At 65.3% G+C, this 25,688-nt stretch carries 19 protein-coding genes and 2 pseudogenes; 15 read left to right on the top strand and 6 right to left on the bottom strand.

The annotated features are described in order from the left end of the window. The first annotated feature begins 35 nt into the window (after positions 1-35). Positions 36-1,934 carry a BCCT family transporter gene (locus tag ACFQ50_RS01550; RefSeq protein WP_377993762.1) on the top strand — a complete coding sequence of 633 codons (1,899 nt, stop codon included), beginning with the start codon at positions 36-38 and terminating at the stop codon, positions 1,932-1,934. A gap of 89 nt (positions 1,935-2,023) precedes the next feature. Here the strand turns inward: ACFQ50_RS01550 and ACFQ50_RS01545 are convergent, their stop codons facing one another. Next, positions 2,024-2,347 (bottom strand): DUF6457 domain-containing protein, encoded by a 324-nt coding sequence (locus tag ACFQ50_RS01545; protein ID WP_377993761.1) that lies wholly within the window; start codon positions 2,345-2,347, stop codon positions 2,024-2,026. A gap of 322 nt (positions 2,348-2,669) precedes the next feature. On the opposite strand from ACFQ50_RS01545, the gene ACFQ50_RS01540 reads away from it, so the two are divergent. Next, positions 2,670-3,803, top strand: a complete 1,134-nt coding sequence (locus ACFQ50_RS01540) for an S-(hydroxymethyl)mycothiol dehydrogenase (protein WP_377993760.1) — start codon at positions 2,670-2,672, stop codon at positions 3,801-3,803. Continuing rightward, entirely contained in the window at positions 3,800-4,420 is a 621-nt protein-coding gene (locus ACFQ50_RS01535; RefSeq protein WP_377993759.1) for an MBL fold metallo-hydrolase, read from the top strand. The genes ACFQ50_RS01540 and ACFQ50_RS01535 overlap by 4 nt, the downstream gene beginning before the upstream one ends. Positions 4,421-5,078: 658 nt before the next feature. Here the strand turns inward: ACFQ50_RS01535 and ACFQ50_RS01530 are convergent. From ACFQ50_RS01530 to ACFQ50_RS01520, 3 genes and pseudogenes are all read right to left on the bottom strand, one after another. Next, complete coding sequence (locus tag ACFQ50_RS01530; RefSeq protein WP_377993793.1) at positions 5,079-5,459, bottom strand: MFS transporter; 381 nt, start codon at positions 5,457-5,459, stop codon at positions 5,079-5,081. Between the two features lie 66 nt (positions 5,460-5,525). Next, positions 5,526-6,322: pseudogene (locus tag ACFQ50_RS01525) on the bottom strand (MFS transporter); the annotation flags it as partial. 773 nt (positions 6,323-7,095) lie between these two features. After that, the gene (locus ACFQ50_RS01520; RefSeq protein ID WP_377993758.1) at positions 7,096-7,776 is read right to left on the bottom strand and encodes a GntR family transcriptional regulator; all 681 of its coding nucleotides are present in this window, start codon (positions 7,774-7,776) and stop codon (positions 7,096-7,098) included. Positions 7,777-7,896: 120 nt separating this feature from the next. Between ACFQ50_RS01520 and purU (ACFQ50_RS01515) the strand changes: the two genes are divergently transcribed. From purU (ACFQ50_RS01515) to ACFQ50_RS01475, 9 genes and pseudogenes are all read left to right on the top strand, one after another. Further along, the gene (gene purU, locus ACFQ50_RS01515) at positions 7,897-8,811 is read left to right on the top strand and encodes a formyltetrahydrofolate deformylase (protein WP_377993757.1); all 915 of its coding nucleotides are present in this window, start codon (positions 7,897-7,899) and stop codon (positions 8,809-8,811) included. A gap of 55 nt (positions 8,812-8,866) precedes the next feature. Continuing rightward, complete coding sequence (locus ACFQ50_RS01510; RefSeq protein ID WP_377993756.1) at positions 8,867-11,359, top strand: FAD-dependent oxidoreductase; 2,493 nt, start codon at positions 8,867-8,869, stop codon at positions 11,357-11,359. Positions 11,360-11,471: 112 nt separating this feature from the next. Beyond that, complete coding sequence (locus ACFQ50_RS01505; protein ID WP_377993755.1) at positions 11,472-12,098, top strand: cyclodeaminase/cyclohydrolase family protein; 627 nt, start codon at positions 11,472-11,474, stop codon at positions 12,096-12,098. After that, positions 12,095-12,973 (top strand): bifunctional 5,10-methylenetetrahydrofolate dehydrogenase/5,10-methenyltetrahydrofolate cyclohydrolase, encoded by an 879-nt coding sequence (locus ACFQ50_RS01500; protein ID WP_377993754.1) that lies wholly within the window; start codon positions 12,095-12,097, stop codon positions 12,971-12,973. Before ACFQ50_RS01505 ends, ACFQ50_RS01500 begins: the two co-directional genes overlap by 4 nt. Positions 12,974-12,984: 11 nt before the next feature. Beyond that, positions 12,985-13,218, top strand: coding sequence for a hypothetical protein (locus ACFQ50_RS01495; RefSeq protein WP_377993753.1), 234 nt, complete (start codon positions 12,985-12,987; stop codon positions 13,216-13,218). A gap of 49 nt (positions 13,219-13,267) precedes the next feature. Further along, entirely contained in the window at positions 13,268-15,634 is a 2,367-nt protein-coding gene (locus tag ACFQ50_RS01490) for an FdhF/YdeP family oxidoreductase (protein ID WP_377993752.1), read from the top strand. Between the two features lie 200 nt (positions 15,635-15,834). Beyond that, complete coding sequence (locus tag ACFQ50_RS01485) at positions 15,835-17,127, top strand: molybdopterin molybdotransferase MoeA (RefSeq protein ID WP_377993751.1); 1,293 nt, start codon at positions 15,835-15,837, stop codon at positions 17,125-17,127. Next, positions 17,128-17,616: pseudogene (locus ACFQ50_RS01480) on the top strand (formate dehydrogenase accessory sulfurtransferase FdhD); the annotation flags it as partial. It lies immediately after the preceding gene. Between the two features lie 207 nt (positions 17,617-17,823). Beyond that, a complete protein-coding gene (locus ACFQ50_RS01475) occupies positions 17,824-18,630 on the top strand; it encodes an IclR family transcriptional regulator (protein ID WP_377993750.1) in 807 nt (268 codons plus the stop codon). Positions 18,631-18,714: 84 nt separating this feature from the next. On the opposite strand, the gene ACFQ50_RS01470 is transcribed toward ACFQ50_RS01475, so the two are convergent. Both ACFQ50_RS01470 and ACFQ50_RS01465 read right to left on the bottom strand, forming a co-directional pair. Further along, a complete protein-coding gene (locus ACFQ50_RS01470) occupies positions 18,715-19,944 on the bottom strand; it encodes an aromatic ring-hydroxylating dioxygenase subunit alpha (protein WP_377993749.1) in 1,230 nt (409 codons plus the stop codon). A 54-nt stretch (positions 19,945-19,998) separates the two neighbouring features. Continuing rightward, positions 19,999-21,240, bottom strand: coding sequence for an NAD(P)/FAD-dependent oxidoreductase (locus ACFQ50_RS01465; protein ID WP_377993748.1), 1,242 nt, complete (start codon positions 21,238-21,240; stop codon positions 19,999-20,001). A 251-nt stretch (positions 21,241-21,491) separates the two neighbouring features. Here ACFQ50_RS01465 and ACFQ50_RS01460 point away from each other — a divergent pair, with 251 nt between their 5' ends. From ACFQ50_RS01460 to ACFQ50_RS01450, 3 genes are read left to right on the top strand one after another with little or no spacing between them, the layout of a single operon-like run. Then, positions 21,492-21,842, top strand: a complete 351-nt coding sequence (locus tag ACFQ50_RS01460) for a bifunctional 3-phenylpropionate/cinnamic acid dioxygenase ferredoxin subunit (protein ID WP_377993747.1) — start codon at positions 21,492-21,494, stop codon at positions 21,840-21,842. 52 nt (positions 21,843-21,894) lie between these two features. After that, positions 21,895-22,812, top strand: coding sequence for a formyltetrahydrofolate deformylase (gene purU / locus ACFQ50_RS01455; protein ID WP_377993746.1), 918 nt, complete (start codon positions 21,895-21,897; stop codon positions 22,810-22,812). Between the two features lie 35 nt (positions 22,813-22,847). After that, positions 22,848-25,355, top strand: a complete 2,508-nt coding sequence (locus ACFQ50_RS01450) for an FAD-dependent oxidoreductase (RefSeq protein ID WP_377993745.1) — start codon at positions 22,848-22,850, stop codon at positions 25,353-25,355. Positions 25,356-25,688 lie beyond the last annotated feature (333 nt).

Here is a 25,688-nt window from a genome sequence, read left to right as displayed (position 1 = left end):
CTGGGCCGCCCCAAATTCAGATAGGGAAACCCCTTATGACAATCAATAGTGACGTCACTATCGATGAAAGCAGTGAAGACGACCGGTCCTCGGGGGTGGACCCGGCGTTGGAAAGAGAGCCTGAACCTCACCAGGAGGATCTGCAAATCCTTCAGGCCCTCCGGGAAACCGAATCAGAACACGAAGAAGCACGGCGCAGCAGCCGGCTGTTCCAAAAGGGGGGCCTCGACAAGGTAGTGTTCGGCGTCGCCGGACTGCTCACGCTGGCCTTCGTTGTATGGGGATTTGTCGGCCGGGAGAACCTGGCCGCCACTTCCCAGGTGGTCCTTGACTGGGTCATGCAAAACACCGGCTGGATGTTCGTTGCCCTCTCCTCCCTGTTCGTGGTCTACGTGCTGTGGCTGGCGGTCAGCCGCTTCGGCAACATTCCGCTGGGGAAAGACTCCGAAAAGCCCGAGTACTCGATGGTCTCGTGGGTCTCGATGATGTTCGCCGCCGGCATGGGCATCGGCCTGATGTTCTACGGCGTGGCCGAGCCGCTTTACCACTACATCTCCCCGCCGCCGGGCACGGTTAATGGGCAGACGCCCGCGGCCGTCCAGACCGCGATGGCAACCTCGATCTTCCACTGGACCCTGCACCCGTGGGCCATGTACGCAGTGGTGGGCGTTGCCATGGCCTACGGCACCTACCGCCTCGGCCGCAAGCAGCTCATTTCCACCGTCTTCACGTCCCTCTTCGGCATCAAGCGGGTGGAAGGTCCCCTCGGCAAGGTCATCAACATGCTGGCCATCTTCGCCACATTGTTCGGAACGGCAGCATCGCTCGGACTCGGGGCTCTCCAGATCGGCAGCGGCATGGCCTCCAACGGCTGGATCGACGGCCAACTGGCCACCCCCGTGCTCGTGGTGATCGTCGCCATTCTCACGGCCTGCTTCGTGGCCTCGGCGGTCTCCGGGATCAGCCGCGGCATCCAATGGCTGTCCAACATCAACATGGTCCTGGCTGCAGTCCTGGCCGTCATCGTGTTCGTTGCCGGCCCAACGCTCTTCATTTTGAACCTGATCCCGGCGGCAGTCGGCGACTATGCCCGGGACCTGGCCGAGATGGCCTCCCGGACCGAGGCTGTCGGCGACGACGCACTCCGCACATGGATGTCCGGCTGGACCATTTTCTACTGGGCCTGGTGGGTCTCCTGGACCCCCTTCGTCGGCCTGTTCATCGCGCGCATCAGCCGCGGCCGCACTATCCGCCAGTTCGTCACCGGTGTCCTGCTGGTCCCCAGCATCGTCAGCGTGATCTGGTTCGGCATCTTCGGCGGCGCCGCCATCAACATCCAGGCCACGGCGGATGCCACCCCGGACACCGGCGATGGCCTGGCCAAGATCGTGGACGGGAAACCTTCGATTTCCTTCGACGGCGCCCTGTTCGACCTGCTTCACCACCTGCCCTTGCCCAACGCCATTGCCGGCGCGGTCGCCGTCCTGGCGATGGTTCTGGTGGCCATCTTCTTCGTCACCGGCGCCGACGCGGCCTCCATCGTGATGGGCTCGCTCAGCTCCAACGGCGTTGAAGAACCGCGCCGCGGCGTCGTGATCTTCTGGGGTGCCCTCACCGGAGCCGTGGCCGCGGTGATGCTCCTCGCCGGCGGTGACAAGCCCGCCGAGGCACTGGCCGGACTGCAACGGATCACCATCGTGTCAGCCCTGCCCTTCGTCGTCGTGATGTTCCTGATGTGCTTCGCCCTCACGAGGGACCTCCGCAGGGACCCACTGTCGCTGCGCAGGCGGCTGGTCACGTCCGTCGTCGAGCGTTCCATCCGCAGTGGCGTCGAACAGCACGGCGGCGTCCAGTTCGACCTCGTGACAAAGCACGAATGTGATGAACGGTGCGCCAAGAATGAGCTTGATCCGAGCGGGGACAAGCGGCACTAAACACAACACGCACTGAGTACGATGCGGCCGGATCCCGGTACCACCGGGGTCCGGCCGCTCTCGCGTTGGTCCCCACTGAGTTCTGCCGGCTACGCCGCCCCGGCCGGACCGCCGCCTCCGCCGCCCTTGTTGTTCGCCCGGTCCTCGCACAGCCGGAACGCAATGTCTGCTGCCCGGGCAGTCGCCTCCTTGGCCCCCGCAGGACCTGGGCCGCCCCTGCCCGCCTCATGACCGGCCACGTAGCCCACCATGTAGGCCGTCACCGGCGCCGCGGCATGAATTACCTGATCCGCAGATTTTCGCGCCAGATCCAGCAGCAGTTCTTGATCGACGTCGAGATCAGGGACCTCCAGCGCCTTCGCCAGCTGCTCGCACCACATCCGCAGGATCTGCATTTCATCGTCGACGGCCATGATCTCTCCTTGTACAGAACACTTCCGTTTATAGCTGGTGCCCCGACCTTACAAGGCGCGGCACCGTAAGTCATGGGCCTCTTTGCATCAGCCCGTCGGGGGCAGGGCACGGCTTTGCGGGGCATCGCCAACACGTTGACTCAGGTCAGTTACGGCGCATACGATCACTCATATATCAGTTGTACATCTCAAACATCACGGCGTATTGGCGGCCCGACCCCAGGGCACCGCGCTCTTCCCTCATCGACAGCATGCAAGCACCTGCTTCGCAAAGTCCGGTCGCGTGTGACAAGTCGCGGAACGCCCGAAAGGAACACAGATCATGGTTCATAAAGTGAAGGCAGTTGTTGTCAGGGCGAAGGATGCTCCGGTGTCGGTGGAGACGATTCTGGTGCCGGATCCGGGTCCGGGTGAGGCTTTGGTTGATGTTCTGACGTGCGGTGTGTGCCATACGGACCTGCATTACAAGCTGGGCGGCATTGGGGATGAGTTCCCGTATCTGCTGGGCCATGAGGCCACGGGTGTGGTGTCCGCTGTTGGCGAGGGCGTCACCGAGGTTGCCCCCGGCGACCGGGTGATCCTGAACTGGCGTGCGGTGTGCGGGCAGTGCCGGGCGTGTGCGAAGGGCCAGCCGCAGTACTGTTTCAACACGGCCAACGCAACGCAGAAGATGACCCTGGAGGACGGCACCGAGCTGTCCCCCGCTCTGGGCATCGGGGCGTTCGCGGAGAAGACCCTGGTGGCTGCGGGCCAGTGCACCAGGGTTGACGAGGACGCGGACCCGGCCGCCGTTGGTTTGCTGGGCTGTGGTGTGATGGCCGGGATCGGGGCGGCGATCAACACCGGTGAGGTCAAGCGCGGCGAGTCGGTGGCCGTGATCGGCTGCGGCGGGGTGGGGATCGCCGCGATCGCCGGCGCCAAACTCGCCGGAGCGACGACGATCATCGCCGTGGACATTGATGAGAACAAGATCGAGATGGCCAGGTCCCTGGGCGCGACGCACGGGGTGAACTCCCGGACCACTGACCCGGTGGAGGCGATCCGGGCCCTGACCGGCGGGAACGGCGCGGACGTGGTGATCGAGGCGGTCGGCCGCCCGGAAACCTACAAGCAGGCGTTCTACGCCCGCGACCTCGCCGGCCGGGTGGTCCTGGTGGGTGTCCCGACCCCGGCGATGGTCCTTGAGTTGCCGCTTTTGGATGTGTTTGGCCGGGGCGGGTCGCTGAAGTCCTCCTGGTACGGGGACTGCCTGCCTTCCCGGGACTTCCCGATGCTCGTGTCCCACTACAAGGCCGGGAACCTGGATCTGGATGCGTTCGTGTCCGAACGGATCACGATCGACCAGGTCGAGGAAGCCTTCGCCAAGATGCACGAGGGCAAGGTCCTCCGCTCAGTTGTTGAAATCCAGCCCGCCACCACAACCCGGCCCGCCGCAACCCAGGGAGCTTCGGCATGAGTGTCACGGTCGAGAACCTGGTCACCTCGGGCACGTTCTCCCTGGACGGCGGGACCTGGGATGTGGACAACAACGTCTGGATCGTCGGGAACGGCACCGAGTGCGTGATCATTGATTCCCCGCACGACGCCGCCGCGATCATCAACCAGGTCCGCGGCCGGAAGGTCCTGGCGATCCTGCTCACGCACGCGCACAACGACCACATCGGCGCCGCCCGCGAACTCGCCGACGCCGTCGGCGCCCCGATCTGGCTGAACCCGGAGGACCAGGTCCTCTGGGAACAGGTCTACCCCGGCACCACCGCCGACCGGGACATCACGGACGGGGACGAGTTCCAGGTCGCCGGGGCGGTGCTGAAGGCGATCCACACCCCCGGCCACTCACCCGGCTCCACCTGCTTCCACCTCGAAACCGAGGGGACCGTGTTCACCGGCGACACCCTGTTCAACGGCGGCCCCGGCGCGACCGGCCGCTCCTACAGCGACTACCCCACCATCCTGACCTCCATCCGTGAGCGCCTCCTGACGCTCCCGGCCGAGACGGTGGTCCGGACCGGTCACGGCGACAACACCACCATCGCCGCCGAACGCGAAACCCTCGCCAAAATAGCCCAGTAAGCAACCGGCAACCGCCGAACGGCCCCCCATCCGCAGATGGGGGGCCGTTCGGCGTGCCGCACCACTTGAACGGCGTCGCGTCAAAACCTGCGAAAGGTGAGGGAGGATCGCGTCAAAACCTGCGAAAGGTGAGGGAGGATCGCGTCAAAACCTGCAGGACGTGAGGAAGGGTTTTTTGCGGTCGAGGTCGCCGCGGGTGAAGGCCCTCGCCGTCGTTCAAAGGGGCCCCGCGGCAAAGACAGGCACGGTCGCCAAGGCCGGATCCTCCACAGCACCCACAGGCCTGGAGTTTCCTTCCAGCCCCGCCTGCATTCTCTCCACCGCATCGTCTCTCCTCCGAGAGCCCATGCGCAGTCACCTATTGCCGGGCTATTGTCCGGCTCTAACGGGCTCGCGCCGCTCACTTGCCGGGCTGCTTGAAGCGGAAAACAGCGCCAAGCCGCCGGGCGGCGCCGGGTGACCCGAGCGCCGCCGCGGCAGCATGCGGAAAGATGTACCCGACATGGGAACAACTCAGGAGAAACTACTCCCCCGCAATCGTCCGAGCCACAGTTTCGGCTCACCCGGCAAATCCGTCCCGGGAATCACAGATCGACGGCTATCAGACAGCAATGCTTCAAACTGGCGGAACGATTTTCGCACCCGTGCAGTCCCGGTGTCAGTGGGAGAAGTTTGCTGAGATTTCGGCGAGGGTGCGCCCCTTCGTCTCAGGCGCGAGCCATTGCGAGAGGACTGCGCCGAGTAATGCGACGGCGGCGGCTACGACCATGCTTGGGCCCAGGCCGATGTTGCTGATCGCCCATGGCAGGGCGAAGGTGCCGAGTGCGGCTCCGATGCGGCTGAAGGCCGCGGCGAAGCCCATGCCGATGCCGCGCAGGTGGCCGGGGAATACCTCGGCCGGATAGACCTGGGTCATCGTGGTGTAGCCGGCATTGAAGAAGGAGAAGGCGAGAAACAGTACGAGCACGAGGATCGCTGGTGCGTTCGCCCAGACTCCGATGATCAGCAGGATGCCTGCACAGAGCCACTGCCCGGGCACGGTGAGGATTCGGCGGCCGAGCTTGTCAATCAGAAGCACGGTGGTGACAACACCCGCGGCCGCAAGTGCGGACAGGCCGACTCCACCGGTCCAGCCGCCGAAGCCGAATTGCTTGAGCACGTCGTCGGCGAAGGTCGCGATCGCGAAGTACGGAGTGACCGCGCAGAACCAAAAACCTGAGGTGAAGAGGGTGGTGCGCCAGTACTGCCTCGAGAACAGCATTCCGAAGGAGGCGCCCTTGATTTTGGTCTTACTCTGCGCGGCTTGGGCCTCCTGGATCATCCTCAGATCGATCTCTCCGGTGATGCTGTCGTGCATCTGGGGCGATTCGACATACTTGCGTGCGATCGCGAGTGCTTCCTCATGCCGTCCCTTCGTAATGAGCCAGCTCGGCGATTCGGGGAGGCCCAAGCGGGCGAGGAACAGGACGAGTGCGAGTATCGTGCTCGTGCCGATTACGAGGCGCCATGGGGTGCCGGCGTCGTGCAGGAGCGTGCCGATGATGAATGCCATCATGAAACCGACGTACCAGGCGATCAGAGTCAGCCCGAGCAATCGGCCGCGGAGCTTTGGGGGGAGAACTCTGATAGCAATGGCCCACCGATTGAGTACTCGCCGCCGATCGCGACGCCCATTAAGAACCGGATGGCGGCCAGCTGGATCACGGCCCCGTCTCCGGAGGTCACGAAGAACTGGGCCGCTGAGGCGACCAGGAACAGGCCCATGTCCACCATGAACATGGGCTTGCGTCCGAACTTGTCAGTAGCCCAGCCGGCCAGTGGGGAGCCGACGAAGATACCAACCAGCGGGCCTGCAGCGATCATGCCCAGAGATAGTGCGTCGAGCTGGAGATCTGACCGCATGAGTCCGCTGACGGGGCCGATAATTCCGAGGATGTAACCGTCGAGGAACATCCCGCCGATGAAGACAGCGACAAGCCGCACCATGAAGCGGCGTTTGAACTTGGAGCTGGTCTCTTTTGATATGGAGGTGTCGACGGAGTCGGGTCTTTCGCTACGTTCATCGGCGCTGACGTCACGTGTGCTTGTCATGAAAGTGTTCCCTTACTGAGTGTTGCGGATGCCTCAGTTTTTGCCTCGACTGACCGGTCCTGGGCTGGCAGGTTCGGTTCGTCAAAACAGGTGCTGCAGTTCCCTGGGCGCGAGGTTCAAAGAGTGGCATTGGTGCATAAAGCACTTCTCTAAAGTTCAGGGACTGATCGCGAAACCGCTGGGCACCGCTTCGATTTGTTCCGTATGGAGCAATGAGCTTCGCAATAAACAACAGAGTGGTGCACGTCACGGATATTGTCAAGGACGCTTTCCGCAGCCTGCTCCACCCTTGACTTTCGCGCCTGAACGCGCTTCTACCTGGCGGCCTACGACAGGTTTGAACGGCTTCCGGCAACGCATGAAGTACCGGGCCTCATGGGATTCCCGTTCACAGCGTGCCCCGGATCGTCGCGAGGGCTGGGGAATCCGCCGATGCCTCCCATGCCCTGGGATGGTGCCATTCTCAGCCGGCCGCCCACTGCCACACAGATGTGTCCCCGTCGTTTGCACGACGGGGACACATCTTTCGCGATTACGACGGCGGGGCAACGTCCCGCCGTCGTCTTGGCTGGGCAGTACCAGCGTTACGCAGCAAACAGCGCCGTGCGCACGGCTTTCTCAAAACCGTCGACGTGGGTACGGGCCAGCTCTGCCGAGCGGGCCTCGTCTCCGTCGATCACCGCTTCAAGCAGCTCGACATGCTCGTGCACATGCCGGGAAAGATTCGGCAGGCGGTCCAGCACCATGCACCAGATGCGCGTTGCCAGATTGTCGTAGCGGATCAGCGCATCTTCAAGGTGCGGATTCGCCGCCGCGGCGTAGATTCCCTGGTGCACCCTGGCGTCCAGGCGCAGCGTCTCCACGACAGAAGCGCTGTCCACGTCGAAGGCCTCCACTTCCTCCACGATGAGGCGGAGGCGGTCCCGGGCAGCGGCGGTGGCCACCCTGGCAGCGCGGGAAGCCGCGAGGGGTTCCAGTTGGGCACGGATTTCCGAGATGAACGCGAGGTCCGTGACCTCCACGCGCGTGGCGAACGTGCCACGCCTCGGATAGGTCACCACGAGCCGGTCCACTTCAAGCCGCTTCAGCGCTTCCCGGACGGGAGTGCGCCCCACGCCGAGTTCCTTGGCAATCCCCTCGTCGTAGAGGGGGTCGCCGGGCCGGATCTCCAGGGTCAGCAGGCTGTCACGTATCCGTTCATAGGCCACATCGGCCAACGACCTCGAACCTCCGGCCGCTGTCGTCGCCAAAGCTTCAAACGCCACCGCTCCGCCTCTCCTGTGGGCCAACATTCGACTATTGACCCCATCCGCACACCAGTATACGCTGGCCATCAGCCCTGATATATCAATAAGGTGATCAACCATATATCTAAAGGATTCGAGATGACCGTTGTGGATACAGCCACAGAAACCAGCCCGGCGGCGCAGACGGCAGCCGCTGGAGAAACCGAGACCGGCAAGTTCGTGCTCACACTGTCGTGTGTCGAACGCGCCGGCATCGTTCAGGCGGTAACCACCTTCCTGTTCGAGCGCGGATTCAACATCGAGGAACACCAGCAGTTCGACGACGGCCTCCGCCAGACCCTGCACCTTCGCACGGCCTTCTCGGGCGCCACGGATTTCGATCTGCAGACGCTCGAAGAGGAATTCCGCCCGATCGCGGAACGCTTTGAGATGACGTTCAACGTCCACGACGAGACCAAGCAGCGCGTTCTGGTCATGGTCTCCAAGTTCGGGCACTGCCTGAACGACCTGATTTTCCGCTGGCGGGGCGGCAGCCTCGGCGGGGATCTGGCCCTGGTGGTTTCCAACCACGAAACGCACCGGGCGATGGCCGAGGCCGCCGGCCTTCCGTTCATTCACATTCCCGTGACGCCGGACACCAAGCAGGATGCCGAGCGGCGCCTGCTCGAGCTCGTGGACGAGTACAACATCGACCTTGTGGTCCTGGCCCGGTACATGCAGGTGCTCTCCGATGATCTGTGCCGGTCCCTCCAGGGCAGGGCCATCAACATCCACCACTCGTTCCTGCCCGGGTTCAAGGGAGCACGCCCCTACCACCAGGCCTACGACCGCGGCGTCAAGCTCGTGGGGGCCACCGCCCACTACGTCACCGCAGACCTTGACGAGGGCCCGATCATCGAGCAGGAAGTCATCCGCGTCGACCACAGCTACGGACCGACCACGCTCTCCACCATCGGGCAGGACGCCGAGGCCCTGGCCCTGTCCCGCGCGGTGCGGTGGCACTGTGAGCACCGCGTGCTGATCGACCAGGCCAGCACCATCGTCTTCCGCTAAAGCAGCCACCCACAGGCCGCAGAAGCCCACTACCTAAATCAGCAGGAGAAACCACATGGCATCCACGCCACGTATTGTCATCATCGGAGCTGGCATCGTCGGCACAAACCTGGCCGACGAGCTGGTCGCCCGGGGCTGGAACAACATCACGGTCCTGGACCAGGGGCCACTGAACATGCCCGGAGGCTCCACCTCCCACGCCCCGGGGCTGGTCTTCCAGACCAATCCGTCCAAGACCATGGCGTCCTTCGCCAAGTACACCGTGGAAAAGCTGCTCTCGCTCACTGAGGACGGCGTCAGCTGCTTCAACCAGGTGGGCGGCCTGGAAGTCGCCACCACCGAGACCCGTCTCGCCGACCTGAAGCGGAAACTCGGTTACGCATCCTCCTGGGGCATCGATGGACGGATCCTGTCGCGTGAAGAATGCAAGGAGCTCTACCCGCTCCTGAACGAGGAGAACATCCTGGGCGGCCTCCACGTCCCCAGCGACGGCCTGGCACTCGCGGCGCGTGCCGTGCAGCTGCTGATCAAACGCACCGAGGCCGCGGGCGTCAAGTACCGCGGTTCCACCACCGTGACAGGAATCGAACAGTCCGGACGGCGGGTCACCGGCGTCGAGACATCCGAGGGAGTCATCCCGGCCGACATCGTCATCTCCTGCGCCGGCTTCTGGGGCGCGAAGATCGGTGCCATGATCGGCATGGCAGTTCCCCTGCTCCCGCTGGCCCACCAGTACGTGAAGACCACACCGGTCCCGGCGCAGCAGGGCAGGAACGAACTGCCCAACGGGGCAACCCTGCCGATCCTGCGCCACCAGGACCAGGACCTCTACTACCGCGAACACGGTGACCGCTACGGGATCGGCTCCTACGCCCACCGGCCCATGCCCGTCGACGTCGACACCCTGGGAACGTACGCCCCCGAGACCGTCAGCGAACACAACATGCCCTCCCGCCTGGACTTCACCCTGGAGGACTTCCTCCCGGTCTGGGAGGCCACGAAGCAGCTCCTGCCCGCACTGGCAGAGGCCGAGATTGAGGATGGCTTCAACGGCATCTTCTCCTTCACCCCCGACGGCGGCCCGCTCCTTGGCGAGTCCAAGGAACTGGACGGCTTCTATGTCGCCGAGGCCGTCTGGGTCACGCACTCCGCCGGCGTTGCCAAAGCCATGGCCGAACTGCTGACCACGGGCAGGTCCGAAACCGACCTGGGCGAATGCGACATCACCCGCTTCGAGGACGTCCAGCTCACCCCCGGGTACGTCAGCGAAACCTCGCAGCAGAACTTCGTGGAGATCTACGACGTCCTGCACCCGCTGCAGCCCAAGCTCTCCCCGCGCAACCTGCGCGTCAGCCCGTTCCACGCCCGCCACAAGGAGCTGGGTGGTTTCTTCCTGGAATCCGGCGGCTGGGAGCGGCCGTACTGGTTCGAAGCCAACGCCGCGCTCCTCAAGGAGATGCCGGCGGAATGGCTGCCGCCGGCCCGGGACGCCTGGTCAGGAATGTTCAGCTCCCCGATTGCCGCCGCCGAAGCGTGGAAAACCCGCACCGCCGTGGCCATGTACGACATGACCCCGCTCAAGCGCCTCGAGATCTCAGGCCCGGGAGCGCTGAAGCTGCTTCAGGAGCTGACGACTGCGGACCTGGACAAGAAGCCCGGCGCGGTCACCTACACCCTCGTGCTCGACCACGCCGGCGGCGTCCGAAGCGACATCACGGTGGCGCGCCTGGCCGAGGACACCTTCCAGCTCGGCGCCAACGGCAGCATCGACACCGCCTACTTTGAACGCGCGGCCCGGCACCAGACGCAAAGCGGCTCCGCCTCTGACTGGGTCCAGGTGCGCGACACCACCGGCGGCACCTGCTGCATCGGCCTGTGGGGTCCCCTGGCCCGCGACCTGGTCAGCAAGGTCAGCGACGATGACTTCACCAACGAAGGCCTGAAGTACTTCCGGGCCAAGAACGTTGTCATCGGTGGGATCCCGGTCACCGCGATGCGGCTCTCCTATGTCGGCGAACTCGGCTGGGAACTCTACACCAGCGCCGACAACGGACAGCGGCTCTGGGATGCGCTCTGGCAGGCAGGCCAGCCCCTCGGGGTCATCGCGGCCGGCCGGGCGGCCTTCAGCTCCCTGCGCCTTGAAAAAGGCTACCGCTCCTGGGGAACGGACATGACCACCGAGCACGACCCCTTCGAGGCAGGCCTCGGCTTCGCCGTCAAGATGGCCAAAGAGAGCTTCATCGGCAAGGGCGCGCTCGAAAGCCGGACCGAGGAAGGCTCCGCCCGCCGGCTGCGGTGCCTGACCGTCGACGACGGCCGGTCCGTCGTCCTCGGCAAGGAACCCGTCTTCTACAAAGAACAGGCCGTCGGCTACATCACCAGCGCCGCCTACGGATACACCGTGGCCAAGCCCATCGCCTACGCCTACCTGCCGGCCACCGTTTCGGTGGGCGACTCCGTCGAAATCGAATACTTTGGACGGCGCATCACGGCCACCGTTTCGGAAGAGCCGCTGTACGACCCCAAAATGACCAGGCTCCGCGGCTAAACAGCCCGCAGGGCCCTCCGGGGGCACGCAGCCCGGCTCATCCTCGCAACGGGAGCCGGGCTGCGTGCAACCCCCTTTCCGCTCCAGCCTCTACCAGCCCAGGAATGGACAAATGATCGGTTCAGAAACAATCAACAACTACCTCGGCAGGCTGGCCGCACGGCAGCCCACCCCTGGTGGCGGCGCGGCCGCGGCACTCCACGCGGCGCAGGGCGCGGCCCTGGTGGCGATGGTGGCAAGATTCAGCACCGGCGCCAAATATGAGCAGCACGCAGAGACCACGTCCAGAATCATTGCCGCCGCCGACCAGCTCATTGGCGAGACACTGGGGCTGGCCGATGCCGACGAAGCCGCCTTCAAAGCCGTGATCGCCTCTTACAAGCTGCCCGCCACAAGCGACGCTGAGCGTGAGGCACGCGCCGCCGCCATCAACGACGCGCTGGGCCAGGCTGCCCAGCCGCCGGCCCGGCTGATCAGCCTGTCGGGCGCCGTGGTGGAGCTCGCGGCCGAACTTCTGGACATCGCGAACCCGAATGTCATCAGCGACATTGCCGCGGCAGCCGACGCGGCCAGGGCAGCCGCGACCACAGCCCGGGTGAATATCGACATCAACGTCGTAGCCATTAAAGACGCCCAGGCCCGCGCCGCGCTGGCGGAACGAACCGACGGGCTTGAAGAAAAAGTCGTTCTGGCGGCTGACTCGCTGTCACGCCAGGTACGGGAAAGGATCCTCCGATGACGGCATCCCAGCTCTCCGGCAAGCCTCTCGCCAAACTGATCCAGCAGCAGGCCCAGACCGAAGCCAAAGCCATTGCCGACGAGGGCGCAAGCCCAACCCTCGCCGTCGTGGTAGCGACGGAGGACAGCTCCACGCACTGGTATGTGCGCTCCATCGAGCGCGCCGCGGAAAACGCCGGCATCGGATGCCGGATCATCGACGTCGGCCACGACGCCACCGAACAGGTGCTCACCGCCGTGCTGCAGGACCTCAGCGCGGAGTCCTCCGTCAATGGCATCATCCTGCAGACTCCCCTGCCTCCGGGCGTCCGAACCCAGGAACTGGTCAAGTACATCGCCCCGGAAAAGGACATCGACGGCGCGAACCCGTTGAGCCTGGGGCTTCTCGCCGTCGGGGAACGCGCCTTCGCCCCGGCCACGGCACGCGCCGTTGTGGAAATGCTGGACCACTTCGAAATTCCGGTGGCTGGCCGCAACGTGGTGGTGGTGGGCCGTTCAACCGTTGTAGGCAAGCCGCTGTCCCTGCTGCTGCTGCAGAAGGACGCCACCACCACCGTCTGCCACTCAAAGTCCGGCCCCCTCGCGAACTACACCAGGGGTGCCGACGTCGTGGTTGTTGCCGCGGGGCAAACCGGGCTGCTCACCGGAACTGATGTTTCCGAACATTCGGTGGTCATCGATGTGGGAACGAATGTACTCTCCGACGGCTCGCTCGTCGGTGACGTCGACGAAGCCAGTGTCCGCCCGGTCGCTGCAGCGCTGACGCCGGTCCCCGGCGGTGTCGGCTCGGTCACCACCGCCCTGCTGCTTCTCCACACCGCCGAAGCGGCGCGCGAACAGTTCCGTGCAGCCCGGACACCGGCCCTCACACGGTGAGTGAGGCGGTGATGGCGCGCACCACCATGCCGCAGCCCTCCAGCACCAAGGTGGTGGCGGATTGGACGGCGCTCATCCCCGGCGACTTCGTCACCGTGCTGGAGTCGTATACGGTCCGCCACAGCGGCTGGATCGATGACCTGACCGAGGATGGCCGCATCCTGTGGCTGGTCCGGGCCTTCGGGGGCGGCCGCCGCATGTTCTTCCGCGAGAACGGCGACATCGTCACCGTCGAAGTTCCCTAGGCAAAGCACACCCCGAAACCGGCCCGGCAAAGATCTAAAGGAAGAACCCATGGCTTCGAAGGCCCCTCGCGAAAACATCGACGAGTCACGACTGACAGTCAGCAAACCGAAAACCAAGGCCGTGGGCATCCCTGCGGTGGCCAACGCCCTGAAAATATCGTTGGAGCAGATGGGTCCGCTGCGCAGCGTCCAGACGCTGATGGCCGTCAACCAGATCGACGGCTTTGACTGCATGGGCTGCGCCTGGCCGGAACATGAGAAGCGCAATGCTGCGGAATTCTGCGAGAACGGCGCCAAGGCGGTGGCGGAGGAGGCTACCCGACGGCGGGTCAGCCCGGAGTTTTTCGCCCGGCATTCGGTCGCCGAGCTCAAAACCCGTGATGACTACTGGCTGGGGCAGCAGGGAAGACTGACCCACCCGATGGTCCTGGATGAGGGTGCAACACACTACAGGCCCATTGGCTGGGACGACGCCCTGGAGCTCATTGCCCAGGAACTCAGGGACATGGATGACCCGGACCAGAGCGTCTTCTACACGTCCGGCAGGACTTCCAACGAGGCGGCGTTCGTGTACCAGTTGCTCGTCCGCGGAGTGGGCACGAACAACCTTCCGGACTGCTCAAACATGTGCCACGAGTCCTCCGGATCGGCGCTGGTGGAAACCATAGGCATCGGCAAGGGTTCCGTCAGCCTCAAGGACCTGGAAACGGCCTCCCTCATCTTCGTGGCGGGCCAGAACCCGGGCACGAACCATCCGCGCATGCTCAGCGCACTGGAGAAGGCCAAGAAAAACGGCGCCGCCATCGTATCCGTCAATCCGCTCCCCGAGGCCGGGCTCCTGCACTTCGAGAACCCGCAGACCATCTCGGGAACGCTGGTGGGCACGCAGCTGACTGATGACTTCCTGCAGATCAGGGCCGGCGGCGACCAGGCACTGTTCCAAGGCCTCGGCAAATACCTGCTCGACGCAGAACGTGCGGGCAGGAACACCCCCGGCTTGTCCACGGTGCTGGACCACGAGTTCATCCGGAGCCACACCGTGGGCCTGGAGTCCTACCTTTCGCAGCTGGAAAAGGTGCAGTGGGACGACATCGTCGAGGCGACCGGCCTGACCATGGAACAGATCAACGCCACCGGTGAACGGCTCCTGGCGTCAGGCTCCACCATCGTCTGCTGGGCGATGGGCCTGACACAGCACAAGCACTCTGTACCCACCCTTCGCGACGTGGTCAATGTCCTGCTGCTGCAGGGCAACATCGGCAAGCCCGGAGCGGGGGTCTGCCCGGTCCGCGGACACTCCAATGTCCAGGGCGACCGGACCATGGGCATCTTCGAACGGATGCCTGAGGGCTTCCACGACCGGCTCGACCAGGAATTCCTGTTCCGTTCGCCCCGGGCACACGGCTACGACACCGTCGCCGCAATCCGGGCGATGCGGGACGGCAAGGTCCGGCTGTTCGTGGGCATGGGCGGGAACTTTGTGCGGGCGGCTCCGGACTCGGATGCCACCGAGAGGGCCTTGGCCAATACCCGGCTGACCGTCCAGATCTCGACGAAACTGAACCATTCGCACCTGTCGACAGGAAAGCGCGCCCTGATTCTCCCCACGCTGGGCCGCACCGAGCGGGATACCCAGCGCTCCGGCGACCAGAGGGTCACCGTGGAGGATTCCATGAGCGCAGTCCACGCATCGCGCGGCCGGCTCAAGCCCGCCAGCGAGCACCTGATGTCTGAGGTGGCCATCGTCTGCAACCTCGCGCACAAGGTGTTCACGGATGCCGCCGGCCAGCCCCGTCCCAACACGCCGGTGGCCGACTGGCTCTCCCTCCGGGATGACTACTCCCTGGTCAGGAAGCACATCGAGGCTGTCATCGACGGCTTCGAGGATTTCGAGGCGCGGATCCAGCACCCCGGCGGCTTCGTCCTGCCCCACCCGCCACGGGACAACCGGGAATTCAAGACCGCCTCGGGCAAAGCGCACTTCACGGCGAACGCCCTGGAGTACCTCCGGGTCCCGCCCGGCCGGCTGATCCTGCAGACCCTGCGTTCCCACGACCAGTACAACACCACCATTTATGGAAAGGACGACCGCTACCGCGGAATCCACGGAGGCCGGCGCGTGGTGCTGGTCAGCGAGGCGGACATCGCCGAGCTGGGCTATGCCGACGGCGACATGGTGGACCTGGTCTCGGAGTTCCGCGGGACAGAACGCCGGGCCGAGAACTTCCGGATCGTGAGCTACTCGACGCCGAAGGGTTGCGCCGCCGCGTATTACCCGGAAACCAACGTGCTGGTGCCGCTGGACTCCGTGGCCGACGACAGCGGCACCCCCACATCCAAGTCCGTCGTGGTGAGGCTGGAACCGGCGAAGGCCAAGACAGAGGAAAATCAAATGCTTGCAGCCCTTCCGCACTGATATATCTTTACGATATATTTGGAATATCAGGGCGGCCGCCGGCGGTGTGCGGCCCAAGCCCGCACCACCAGGGGCGTAGAGCAGCAGTTTCGTTTCCCGTAAACGGTGTTTCGGAGGCCTGAAATACCTGGGGAGGTAAGCGCCGGAACACCGCTTTCGGGAAACGAAACCTGCCAACCATCCAGCGATGGGAACCACCTGTGACAGCTCCAGCCCTTCAGACGGTCGAAAGGCCGGGCACGGCCGGCGGCCCGGTCGCCCACGGTGGGCACACCTGGGCGGAAGCACGCCGTCTGGCTTTCGACTGCGCCAGTCCCCTTGGACCAGAGCATGTCCCGCTTGCGGGGGCGACCGGCAGAACCCTGGCGGCCGACGTCGTCGCGCTTCAGGAGATGCCCCACTACGCCTCATCCGCGATGGACGGCTGGACGGTCAGTGGTGAGGGCCCCTGGGCAATGACGGAACCGGGAAGGGCGCTTCGCAGCGGAGAGGCAAGCCCGGTTGTCACAGGCGGCGTCATCCCTCCGGGCACCCAGTCGGTGCTCCGCGTGGAGAGCGGGCGGGTTGAAACGGGTGCAGACGGCCAGGCCATGCTCATGCTGGGCGATGGGGCATCCCCCGGGGAACCCCGCCCGGGGCAGCACATCCGTAAATCGGGCGAGGAAGCGGCGGCCGGCGAGGTGCTGATCCCCGCCGGGACAACCTTGAACCCCGCGCACATCGCCCTGGCCGCCGTTGCCGGCTTCGACCAGCTGACGGTGCGCGGCAAGCCACTGGTCAAGATGCTGGTCACCGGCTCGGAGGTGGTCACGGCCAGGATCCCGGCACCGGGACAGGTCAGGGATGCCTTCGGGCCCCAGCTCAGCACCGTCATCCAGATGCTTGGGGGCGTCCCGGGGCCACTGGTCCGGATCGGTGACTCCTACGAGGAGTGGCTGACAGCCCTGGGTGCCTCCGAAGCGCCGATGGGACAGTGGCCCGACGTCATCGTGACCACCGGCGGCACCGGGCGCTCAGGCGCTGACCACTTCCGAAACGCCGTGGCCGCCCTCGGCGGCCGGCTCCTCATCGACGGCATCGCCATGCGGCCCGGCCATCCCGCGGCGTTGGCCAAACTGCCCAACGGGCGGTTCGTCGTCGGACTTCCCGGCAATCCGCTCGCCGCCCTCATGGCGCTCTTCACGGTTGGCGGTCCGCTGCTGGCCGCGCTCGGCCACCAGCCGCTGCCCGGCATCAGCCGGGTGCCCTGCGGGACCACCATCGACCCCCACCGCGCGCCCACCCGGCTCATGCCGTTCCGCTGGGTCAACGGCCTGGCAAATCCCGCCCACCACACCGGCCCCGGAATGATGCGCGGACTGGCAACCGCCGACGGCGTCATGGCAGTTCCGTCCCGCGGCGTTCAGCTGGGTGAGCCGGTTCCGGCATTTGCGCTCCCCTGGCGGCCGCAGCTGCAGCCGCCGCTTCCCGGCAATTTGATCCGGGGGGACTAAGGCGTGGCACGCATGACCCAGCGCCGGAAGGTCCACCGCTACCTGATGGACGGTTCCGAGGCCGCCATGGAATACCCCGTGCGGCTGCGCGAGGCCCAGGCCCTGTTCGACAAGACCGGCGGCGTCCACGCGGCAGGGCTGTTCAAGATCGGCGACTCCGGTGAAGCGGAGCTGCTTTGCCTCCGCGAGGACGTGGGCCGGCACAATGCCGTGGACAAGGTGGTCGGCTGGGCGCTGCGTGAAGGGCTTCTGCCGTTGCGCGGAACCGTCCTGCAGGTCTCGGGCAGGGCGTCCTTTGAGCTCGTTCAGAAGGCTGCCCTCGCCGGCATTCCAGTTCTGGCCGCGGTCAGTGCACCCTCAAGCCTGGCGGCGGACCTCGCCGCAGACACCGGTGTAACCCTTGTTGGCTTCAGCCGGGGCAAGAGCCTCAATGCATATGTGGGCCAGGAACGGCTGGCACCAGCGCTAAACAGCCTGAAAATCGGCTGACTACTCCAGAGAAATACATGGGAACCCCGCCACGGCACTGCCGCGGCGGGGCTCCTCGCATTTGGAAGCTATGCGTCCGGGAAATAAACGTTGTGTTCAGGAAAATGACACCGTGGTGTCCGCCGCAGTCTAGGATCGGAATGTGAAGCAGGAGGGATGGCGCATCGCCTGACCGCTGGTCGCGGCGACAACATGGGAGCACCACTGATGGCTGCAAGAGACGAACCAGGGACTGGCAGGGATCCGGACGCCCAAGGCGGAGGCGTCCAGTCCGTGGACCGCGCCATGCAGATCCTGGAGATCCTCGCCAGGGACGGACACGCCGGCGTCAGCGACATCGCCGACGAAATGGGGGTCCACAAGTCCACCGTTTCTCGGCTGCTCGGCTCGCTGGTGGCCAGGGAGATCGTGCGGCAGAACAACGACCGCGGCAAATATCAGCTCGGCTTTGGCATCCTGCGCCTGGCAAGCTCCATTCCCGGCAGGCTGAGCCTGGTCCACGAGGCGCGTCCCATCCTGGAGGCCCTCGCAGACCAATACAAGGAAACCGTCAACCTCGCCGTCCTGCGGTCCAACTACGCAGTGAATGTGGACCAGGCCATGGGCCCGTCAACGCTGGCCACGTCCGACTGGGTGGGCAGCCTCACGCCCCTTCATGCCACCTCCAGCGGCAAAGTGCTGCTGGCGGCGCTGCCGGTGGAGGAACGCTCGCGGATCTTCCAGAAGGTGGGCCTTCCGGCCCGCACGCCGCGGACCATCACGGACCGGGACACCTTGGAAAACCAGCTCCTCGAGGTTTCCCGCGATGGCTATGCCATTGTTCACGAGGAATTTGAGATCGGCCTGACCGCGGTTGCCGTGCCCGTCTACAACCACTTCGGGACGGTCATCGGGTCCGTCAGCATCTCCGGCCCCGCCTTCCGCTTTGACCCGGAAAATACGCCCGGCCTGATCCCGGGCCTCCAGGAGGCCGGCCTGACCATCAGCGGAAAGATGGGCTACACCCACCGCTGACCCCGAGCCGCTTACGGCTGACCCAGGCCGCTTAAATGACTGAACCTGCCGAATTTGATTTCGGCAGGCTCAGTCAGCGGAGCTCTAGGAGGCCGGGGTTGCTTCTGCCTCTTTGCGCTGCAGGGTTACGGCCCGTTCCTCCAGCGGCGGGGTGTCCTCGGTGAGGCCCAGCAGGGCTTCCCCGGTCAGCTGGACGTCGCCGACCTTTTCCTGGACCCAGTCGTGGAATGCGCCGATGTGGTGTTCGCTGGGGACGAGCACGCCGCCCTTTGCGTAGGACTTGGAGGCCATGCCCGGCTGGCAGCGTTCGCATGCGTCGAAGTCCTGCATGTTCACGCGGTGGAACAGTTCCACGGAGGCGCTGACGTCCTTGCCGGACTCCACCACGGAGGGCAGGTACAGCCAGTCGCATTCAACGATCGTGTGGTCTGCGGACATCGGGAACATGCGGTGGATGATCACGTGGTCCGGAACCAGGTTCACGAACACGGTCGGCTTGATCGTGATGGCGTAGTAGCGCCGGTCCTGGTCCTCGCCCACGCCCGGGATGATGTCCAGGCCCTCGGAGCCGTCGACGGTGAAGCCCTTGATGTCTTCACCGAACTCCGCGCCGTGGCCCACGAAGTACTGCGCGGCCAGGCCGTCGGCGAACTCCGGCAGGACCTCGGTCAGCTCCGGGTGGATGGTGGCGCAGTGGTAGCACTCCATGAAGTTCTCAATGATGAGCTTCCAGTTGGCCTTGACGTCGTAGCGGATCCGGCGGCCCACGGACAGGTTTGCCACGTCGTACCCGTCAATGGCGTGCACGTTGCCCAGGCGTTCCTCGATGGCGCCCATCACTTCTTCTTCGAAGGACGGCGGCTCCTCGGCGAGGCAGACCCACACATAGCCGAGGTATTCGCGGATGTGGACCTTGGAGAGGCCGTACTCGTCGCGGTCGATGTCCGGCATCTTGGTCAGGTTGGGGGCCGCGATCAGCTTGCCCTCGAAGTCATAGGTCCAGGCGTGGTACGGGCACTGGAAGTTGCGGGCAGCTTCGCCCTTTTCCTCCATGCACAGCTTCACGCCGCGGTGCCGGCATACGTTGTAGAAGGCGCGGATCTCGCCCTTGCGGGTCCGCGAGATCAGCACGCTTTCCCGGCCAATCTGCACCGTCTGCCACGCCCCGGGCTTGTCCAGGTCCGAGGACCGGATCGCACAGAACCACATCTGCTCGAAAATACGCTCCTGCTCGGCCCGGAAGATAGCCGGATCCGTGTACAGGTGGCCGCCCAGCGTCGGGATCAGGCTCGGGGTGGATACCTCAACAGACAATTTGTTCTCCTAACAAAACAACACAAACAACACGAATGACAAGAAGAGTTGGGGCTAAAGCCCCGCGGCGGCACCGGCAAGGGCGGGTTCGCCCGCCGGCGTCAAAACTGAGGGCACGACGGCGGCTGCCGGCTTGGGCGCCGACGTCGCCAGGCTCCTGCGCCACTTGGTGAACAGCCGTGGCTGGTTCATGCCCAACACGGCGACGGGAACGTCCTGCCGGTAGTACACGGCCAGCAGACTGTGCTCGGCAGCGTCGTCCGCTTCGACGTCGAGGCGGTCGTAGCCGGCTGAGTGGCCGGCGAACTGGATTTTCACCCCGTGCTGGTCCGACCAGAAATACGGCGGCTTCAGCGGCTGCGCCGGGGCGTCGTCATCGAGCAGTGCCTGCACCGCCAGCGCCGCCCGCTCCAGGGCACCCGTCCAGTGCTCCACCCGGCGGTGCCTGTCGACAGCAGCATCAAACCAGGCCGCGCAGTCCCCCACCGCCACGATGCCCGGAACGTTGGTCCGGCCCATCGCATCGCACAGCACACCGCCGTCGACCTCAACGCCCGAACCGGCGAGCCATTCAACGTTGGCTTCGGCTCCGATGCCCACCACCACGACGTCCGCAGCCACGAACGTTCCGTCGGCCAGCCGGAGCCCGGTCACGTTTCCTTCACCGGCGTAGAAGTCCTCGATGACGGCCGAGGAGATGAGCTTGACGCCCTTGGCGGTGTGCAGGCTGGCCACCACGGAGCCCATTTCCATGCCCAGCTGGGCGGCGAACGGCACGGGCTTGGTGTCGACCAAGGTTACGTCCATACCGCGCGAGGCGGCGGAAGAGGCAACCTCGGCGCCGACGAAGCCTGCTCCGATGACCGCCATTTTGCTTCCCGGCACCAGTTCCGGCGCCAGGCTTTGCGCATCCGCGAGGGTGCGCAGGGAGAAGACATTGCTCAGGCCGGCCAGGGCCGGCAGCTGCCGGGCCCGTGCACCGGTGGCGATGACGATGCCGTCCGCCCGGACAACTTCGCCATTGGCCAGGCCGATGATTTTCGAGGACGCATCCAGGGACAGGGCACGTGTACCCAACAGCCATTCGGCGTCGAGGTCGTCAGTTTCGGTCTCCAGGGACAGGTCCTCGGCCGTAATGGATCCCAGCAGGAAGTCTTTGGACAGCGGCGGCCTGTCATACGGACGGTGCTCTTCATCGCCGATGATGACGAGGCGTCCGGTGAAGCCTTGGGCGCGGGCTGCCCGCGCGGCGGAAAGTCCGGCCAGCGAGGCTCCCACGATCGCAAGTGTCTGCATTTCTTCACCCTCTTTCTATTGCTATTAGCGCAACAACAATCGCTATATGCAACAGCGTGATCCATGCCACGGTGACTGTCAAGGGGTTGGGGACTCATTAAAGAGAGGTCGCGTAATCGGAACCCTTAGCCCTTGACAAAACACTGTGACGGGAAGCACTCTGTTGCATATTACGACGGCTGTTGAACTATACGGAACAAATGGCCGCCAGCAGTATCCATATACCTTCCCTACAAGAAAAGAGGCCCCCCATGCACAAGGCATGCCCGCTCAGCGAACTGGCACCAGGGGAAGCCCTGCGTCTGAACACTGCCCCGCCCATCGCCGTCTTTCACACCGAGGACGGCGAGCTCTTCGCCATTGACGACACCTGCACCCACCAGGACGCCTCGCTGACCGACGGCTGGGTGGAGGGCTGCGAGGTCGAGTGCCCGCTGCACGCGTCCAAGTTCAACCTCCGGACCGGCAAGGTCGACGCACCGCCGGCCAAGCTGCCGGTCCGTACGCATGAAGTGACTGTTGTCGACGGCGACATCATGGTCATCGAGTCGGATGAGGCGCCCAACCTGCCCCCCGGGCTCACCGTGAACGGCCACGTCTAAGCCGAACAGCCCTGCCGCTACCCCGCTGCCGCAAACCCCATTGGAGAAAATCTTGTCCACAGTCCTTGAAGGCGCGCCCGCAGCCGGTGCCAGTGCCAAGACCCGTACCGCTGAATTTGTCCTCACCCTGGCGTGCCCGGAACGGCCGGGCATCGTCCGTGCCATCACCACGTTCCTGGCTGACCGCGGTTTCGACATCGTGGAGCACCAGCAGTTCGACGACCACGTCAGCGGCAAGCTCTACCTGCGCACCGCCTTCACGCTGAGCGGCGCCGCCGGCGACGTCAGCCAGCAGACGGCCGAAAGCCTCACCACCGAGTTCGCCCCCGTCGCCGGCGAGTTCGATATGGACTTCAGCATCCACGACGGCCGCCCGCAGCGTTTGCTGGTCATGGTGTCGAAGTTCGGCCACTGCCTGAACGACCTCATCTTCCGGTGGCGGGCCGGCAGCCTGGGTGCGGAGATCGCCGTCGTGGTTTCCAACCACGAGGACCTGCGGCCCATGGCCGAAGCGGCCGGGCTGCCCTTCATCCACGTTCCGGTGACGGCCGGCAACAAGCCGGAGGCCGAGGCCCGCCTGCTGGAGCTGGTGGCCGAATACGATGCAGACCTTGTGGTGCTGGCGCGCTACATGCAGGTGCTGTCCGACGATCTGTGCACGAAGCTGCGCGGACGCGCCATCAACATCCACCACTCGTTCCTGCCCGGGTTCAAGGGCGCGAAGCCGTACCACCAGGCCTACGACCGCGGAGTGAAGATGGTCGGCGCCACGGCCCACTACGTCACCGGCGACCTCGATGAAGGTCCCATCATCGAGCAGGAAGTCTTCCGGGTGGACCACGCCCTCGACCCGGACGCTCTGGTGACAGTGGGCCGGGACGCGGAGACCCAGGCGCTCTCCCGCGCGGTGAAGTGGCACTGCCAGCACCGCGTCCTGCTCAACAAGACCCGCACCGTCGTATTCCGCTAATTTTCCGCTAACGCGAACCAGGAGAACCACACACCATGAGCGCATCACCACGCGTCGTCATCATCGGCGCCGGCATCGTCGGCACCAACCTCGCGGACGAGCTGGCCAGCCGCGGCTGGAAGAACATCACCGTCGTCGAACAGGGCCCGCTGGAACTGGCCGGCGGCTCCACCTCGCACGCCCCCGGCCTGGTGTTCCAGAACAACGCGTCCAAGACCATGACGGAATTCGCCACGTACACGGTCAACAAGCTGCTCTCCCTGAGCAAGGACGGCCAGTCCTGCTTCAACCAGGTGGGGGGCCTGGAGCTGGCAACCACTCCAGAGCGCCTGGCCGACCTCCGGCGCAAAATGGGTGTGATGACCTCCTGGGGCGTCGAAAGCCGGATCGTCGACGCCGATGAATGCGAAAAAATCTACCCGCTGTTGAACACCGGCCAGCTCACCGGCGGCCGTGAGGTTCTGGGCGGCCTGCACATCCCCACCGACGGCCTGGCCCTGGCTGCCCGTGCCGTGCAGCTGCTGATCGAGCGCTCCCGCGGGCGCGGCGTGACCTTCCTCGGCTCCACCACCGTCACCGGCATCAGCCAGTGGGGCGGCAAGGTCACCGGCGTCGAGACGTCCTCCGGCGTGATCCCTGCCGACATCGTGGTGTCCTGCGCAGGCTTCTGGGGCCGTGAGCTCGGCAAGATGATCGGCCTCGAGGTGCCGCTGCTGCCGCTGGCTCACCAGTACGTCAAGACCACGCCGCTCCAGGAGCAGCGCGGCCTCAACGAACTGCCCAACGGCGCCCACCTGCCCATCCTGCGCTACCAGGACCGCGACCTGTACTTCCGCGAGCACGGCGACCGGATCGGCATCGGCAGCTACGCCCACCGGCCCATGCCGGTGGACATGGAGCAGCTGCCCCGGATCGGCGCGGAGGAAATGTCCGACCACCGGATGCCGTCCCGGCTGGACTTCACCCTGGAGGACTTCGCGCCCGCGTGGGAGGACTGCCAGGACCTGCTGCCGGCACTGCGCAGCGCCGCCATCGAGGACGGCTTCAACGGCATCTTCTCCTTCACCCCCGACGGCGGCCCGCTGATCGGCGAAGCCCCGGACCTCTCCGGCTTCTTCGTTGCGGAGGCCGTGTGGGTGACGCACTCCTCAGGCGTGGCCAAGGCCGTGGCCGAGCTGCTCATCGAGGGCCGTTCCCGTACCGACCTGCACGGCACCGAGCTCACCCGCTTCGAGAAGGTGCAGACGTCTGACGAGTACGTCAGCGAGACCTCCCAGCAGAACTTCGTGGAGATCTACGACGTCCTGCACCCGCTGCAGCCCAAGGAATCCCCGCGGGACCTGCGCGTCAGCCCGTTCAACGTCCGGCAGAAGGAACTCGGCGCCTTCTTCCTGGAGTCGGCCGCGTGGGAGCGCCCGCACTGGTTCGAGGCCAACCGCCCCCTGCTGGAGGAACTGCCGGCGGAATGGCAGACGCCGGAGCGCGAACCCTGGGCGGCCATGTTCTCCTCCCCCATTTCGGCGGCCGAAGCGTGGAAGACGCGTACCGCCGTCGCGCTTTACGACATGACGCCGCTGAAGCGGCTGGCCGTCAACGGCCCGGGCGCCCAGGCGCTGCTGCACCGGCTGAGCACCGGTAACATCGCCAAGAAGCCCGGCGCGGTCACCTACTGCCTGCTGCTGGAGCACGACGGCGGCATCCGCAGTGACGTGACCGTGGCCCGGCTCGGGGAGGAAGACTTCCAGCTCGGCGTGAACAGCAATGTTGACTTCGACTACCTGCGCGTTGAGGCCCGTAAGCAGTCCGCCGCCGATCCGACCAAGTGGGTGCACGTCACCGACATCACGGGCAGCACCTGCTGCATCGGCCTGTGGGGCCCGCTGGCCCGCGAAGTCATCGGCAAGGTCAGCAGCGACGACCTCACCAACGACGGCCTGAAGTACTTCCGCACCAAGGAAATTTCCATCGGCGGCATCCCTGTCACGGCCATGCGTCTGTCCTACGTCGGCGAACTCGGCTGGGAGCTCTACACCACCGCCGAATACGGCCTCAAGCTGTGGGACCTGCTGTTCGAGGCCGGACAGGAACACGGCATCATCGCCGCAGGCCGCGGCGCGTTCAACAGCCTCCGCCTGGAGAAGGGCTACCGCCTCTGGGGCACGGACATGAACACCGAGCACCACCCCTACCAGTCCGGCCTCGGCTTCTCGGTGGCGAAGGACAAGGAAGGCTACGTGGGGGCGGAGGCCCTGACTGTGCTCAAGGAACAGCCCGCGGACATCGTGCTGCGCTGCCTGACGGTCGACGACGGCACCTCCATCGTGCTGGGCAAGGAACCTGTGTACGTGGACGGCGTGGCGTCGGGCTACGTCACCAGCGCTGCGTACGGCTACTCGATCGGCAAGCCGATCGCCTACGTCTGGCTGCCTGCCGCGGTTTCCGAGGGCGACGCCGTGGAGATCGGGTACTTCGGCCGCCGCATCCCCGCCACGGTCAGCGCCGAGCCGCTGTTCGACCCCGGCATGGAGCGCCTCCGCGGCTGACGCCCCGCCTCCGTCCCGACCCTCTTTGACTGGGGCCACGACCGCAGGGTTCCGGCCGAGCAGCTTGCGAGGTTAGGGGGCGGTTGGGGACGACGGCGACACACCGGCAAGTCCGGGGTGTCGCCGTCGTTCCTGGTTAAGCCGTTCTTGGTTAGAAGCGGTCCGGAGCAACGCTTTTGGTTGGGCGGGCTTAGCGGCCGCCGCACGTTGCGCCGGTAGACGAGGTATTGCTCCCTACAAGTCGGCTTCGTATGTCTGGCTGACCAGATCAGCGCCAAAGCTTCGCTCGGAGCGTTCCTGGACCGCGGCGTGAAGAGCTGCTCGAGCTTGCGT

This window comes from Arthrobacter sp. NPDC056493 (assembly GCF_042795115.1).
Classification (GTDB): Bacteria; Actinomycetota; Actinomycetes; order Actinomycetales; family Micrococcaceae; genus Arthrobacter.
Note: the sequence above shows the minus strand (reverse complement) of the source record. Positions and strands in the feature narration are given on the sequence as shown.